Source organism: Undibacterium sp. JH2W (assembly GCF_049340425.1).
In the GTDB taxonomy this organism is placed as follows: domain Bacteria; phylum Pseudomonadota; class Gammaproteobacteria; order Burkholderiales; family Burkholderiaceae_D; genus Undibacterium.
In genome coordinates, this window is record NZ_JBMPOT010000095.1 from 1 (window position 1) to 306 (window position 306).

Genomic DNA, 306 nt, shown 5'->3' on the forward strand with positions numbered 1-306 from the left:
TGAAGGATGGCTTTATCTGGCAGGGGTCAAGGATGTCTATACCTGCGAGATTGTCGGCTATGCCATGGGAGAACGTATGACACAAGCCTTGACAGCAAAAGCACTGTGGAAGGCTGTCAGCAATAAACGACCACTGTCTGGACTGATTCATCACTCAGACCGTGGTAGCCAATACTGTGCCCTGAGTTACAGGGAGTTGCTGGAGCAATTTGGCATGAGGGCATCCATGTCACGCAAGGGAAACTGCTATGACAATGCGCCCATGGAGAGTTTCTGGGGAAGCCTGAAAAATGAACTGATACATCA

General features: G+C 49.7%; 1 protein-coding gene. It reads left to right on the forward strand.

What is annotated here, in order from left to right; translation table 11 throughout:
* Positions 1-306: DDE-type integrase/transposase/recombinase (locus tag ACO0LC_RS29275; RefSeq protein WP_423009797.1), on the forward strand; the 306-nt coding region annotated here is incomplete at both ends.